Source organism: Brunnivagina elsteri CCALA 953 (assembly GCF_002289455.1).
Classification (GTDB): Bacteria; Cyanobacteriota; Cyanobacteriia; order Cyanobacteriales; family Nostocaceae; genus Brunnivagina; species Brunnivagina elsteri.
Genome location: NZ_NTFS01000574.1, coordinates 1 through 3,138 on the forward strand (window position 1 = coordinate 1; position 3,138 = coordinate 3,138).

Here is a 3,138-nt window from a genome sequence, read left to right on the forward strand (position 1 = left end):
GATATTAGCTTCTAATTGAAGTCGAAGTGGATTCGCAATTTCAACTCGATAATCACCAGTAAAAAAACAAGGATTCGGCATACTTCCTCGACCAGGTTCTTTCTTACATAATGCTTTAATTAAAGAATGCCATTTCCCACGGGAAATACTTAAAGGATGCCGATCCAAATTGCCATCCCTTAAAAGTGTAGACAAGTAAATTGCTGCCACAGATAGAGGATAAACTCGGATTACCTTACCATTTTCAACTCGCACATCCATCATCTCTAAATTATGCAACTCAATAAATTCCCTGACAGTCTTTTTCGGCTGACTAACTAATTGCGCCATTTGGCGATCGCTCATCAATTTAGCCCCATTTGGTAATTGATAAACCCTCCAAGATGTATCATGAAATCGCCAATAAGAAATGGATACCCTTGGGAATTGTAAATCATTACCAGAGGCAATATCTGGTTGATATTGTTGATTTTCATTTTGGCTCATAAATGACCAACTTGCTATTTTATTTCTTCGCAACTTAAATCGACTCAAACAAACAGTCTGAGTATAAATTTGTCTTATAGAATTGATTAGCGAGAGGTGATTTTAGCTGAAGAAAAAACCAGACAGAATGCCTGGTTATGCTCCAAAATTGGGAGATTTAAGTTATTGACACCCTTGCACCTTATTTAGCGAGAAATTAAATAGATAACACCCTGGAAATCCGTTGTAAAAGTTACGTTATTCTCATCAGTTAAGAGTAAATGGGAAATAAGAATAACGTGAACTTTATATGCGCTTTAAATTGCGCTTAAGTAAATTCATGCTAGCTTAAAAATTTCAAAGCATCAAAAATATTACAAGCTAAATTAAATCTTTCCTTGAAAGTAAAATAATTATTAAACAAACTAAGCTTTTTATTTACACAAATTAGTAATAATCTTGGATATATATACGCAAGATTGAGAATAAAAATGATAATTTCACCCGCCATTAAGCAGTTAATCGCTGGCTATTAACCGCTTAAAAGACGCATTATTTAGGAATCAGCATTAAGTGCTAGAGGGAAATAGAAAACGGCATTATCCTTGTGGTTGCTGACTTTTTTCTACATCAGGCTATTTTTCTCTCATCATCTGAATAAGCATGAAGTGACTTTTCTAACTTGCCACACTGAATTTTGCTTAACAGGCAAATTTTAACTTTTATACAGCAAGTATGATGTTAGTAATATTGCTGTTGTTCTTTGTGTTTCAATTGACTTACAGCACGAGGTAAAAGCTCTCGTGTCGGCACAACCCTTGACTCTGACATTGCAACAATTACATTTGGTATCGTTTTGAGAATTTCCAACGGGAATGGTGCATGTTGACTATCGAGAGTGAGGTAAAGGGTTCTGTGTTTGTGAGGAACATTACATGCGATCGCGCATAATGCATTGATGGGAGAATCAACTAGCATCGCAGTTTCAATGGTTTCACGGTTTGCACCACCCATACTCAAATGGAACCAACCACTTGAACGTCTGCTACCAGGATGTAAGCTAAATTTATTATTGCTTTTGAGAGAATACAAATAAGCTCCCGTTTCTTGTCCATTAAGGTTCCGAGCTAGAAATACTCCATTATCAAAATTGTCTGCATACACCAAACCTCGTTGATTTAGGGTTTGTAAGAGTTTTGGGGGAATCGAATATTTTTGGTTTAGGTGATATTCGACTTGCTGCCAGTGGGAAGGAGAGTTTAGTGGTGGAGCAAATATTACTGGTGAATGTTGCTTGGCAATATCAGAAGCTTGTGCAATTGTGTAATTATGAACTGCTTGCAGCATCTTTGTTTCACCAAAGCGATCGCATAACCAAATCACCGCATCATTAAAATTGCACTGGTTAATTCCCATCACCAAATCGATTGCAGTGCCATGAAATTGCTTGTCCGGATTTAACCCCAATTCGTAAGCTACCAATTCGACAGGTAAATTTTGCCTACTTGCTTGCAACAGATTTAATTCCTTCTCTAGCTGCTGTCTTAGCAGTTCGCTCCTAGATGCGGTTTCCTTTAAATCAGTTTTCTGTTGGAGAATGTGCGATCGCTCGTTCAATTGGTAATTAATAATCTCCAATTGTGGACTCAATACCTCGATTACCTTCTGTCTATACACTTCACTGTTTTCTGCTGCTTGCGGTTGAGGTAAACAACGTTCTAAATCGAGAACCAGAGAATCTTGATTTACAGCAGCATAATACTTCCTAATTTTCTGATGACTGGCAACACTTCCCTTAATCCCTCGTAGAAGTCCCAAATGTGCGACAGCAGCAGCAAAACTATCTTGCAATTCATGCATTTTCGCTCTCGTACCAAACAGCGCTTTGCAGTTAAGCTTCCCATGCTCATTCAATGGTACGAGGTAAGCATGAATATGGGGTGTGATTTCATCAAGGTGTAACTCTGCTTGGACAATTCTATTTCCCCAGGATTTATTTAACCAGTTAACAACAGCATCAACAAACTTATCCAAACGCGGTTTATCATAGCTTCCACCTTCATATGGTGCATGGGGACGAAAATACTCTGCACTTGCACTGAGCAGCATCTCCACTGCTAAGACTGCATCAGAGCGAATTTTTTGGGAACCAATTTTGTCTCTAACCAAAGTTGCTAAATCGAGGTTGTCGTTATTTCCAACAACTTTCATATTCTTTATCTCTGGGTTGGCATTAGGTATATCTACCAGCCTAGAAGTATGTACTTCACTGCGAGTCAGAACTCCCCAAGATTTGATTTTTTGGATTCTACAAATTGCAAAAGTCATGATTTGATGATTTTCTCTTTTTATTTGAGAAAATATTAATAATTGCTTTTTACATTCTTATCTTATTCAAAAATAATCGATATCTAAAAATATCCAATAATGTCTAAAAATGTCCAAACTTTATATTTGATAGTTACGTACTATGAAAATAATTTTGTATTTTTTTAGTCACTAGTTTGTGTATAAAGACTGAGGAGGTTGTCATGAATGATTAATTTTTAGTTACATTCAATATCATTAAATATATTTAGTAGTATTGATTATATAGCAGGGTTAGCGCATCTCAAACCCTATTGACAGAAAGATTATGGAAGAGCCGCCATCAACACAGATACCATGTACCGA

Annotated in this window: 1 protein-coding gene and 1 pseudogene; both read right to left on the reverse strand. The window is 36.7% G+C overall.

Annotation, left to right across the window (positions count from 1 at the left end; translation table 11 throughout):
• Positions 1-486, reverse strand: a pseudogene (locus CK510_RS28530) (hypothetical protein); the annotation flags it as partial.
• A 720-nt stretch (positions 487-1,206) separates the two neighbouring features.
• Positions 1,207-2,793, reverse strand: a complete 1,587-nt coding sequence (gene mobV / locus CK510_RS28535; RefSeq protein WP_095724856.1) for a MobV family relaxase — start codon at positions 2,791-2,793, stop codon at positions 1,207-1,209.
• Between the last annotated feature and the right edge of the window lie 345 nt (positions 2,794-3,138).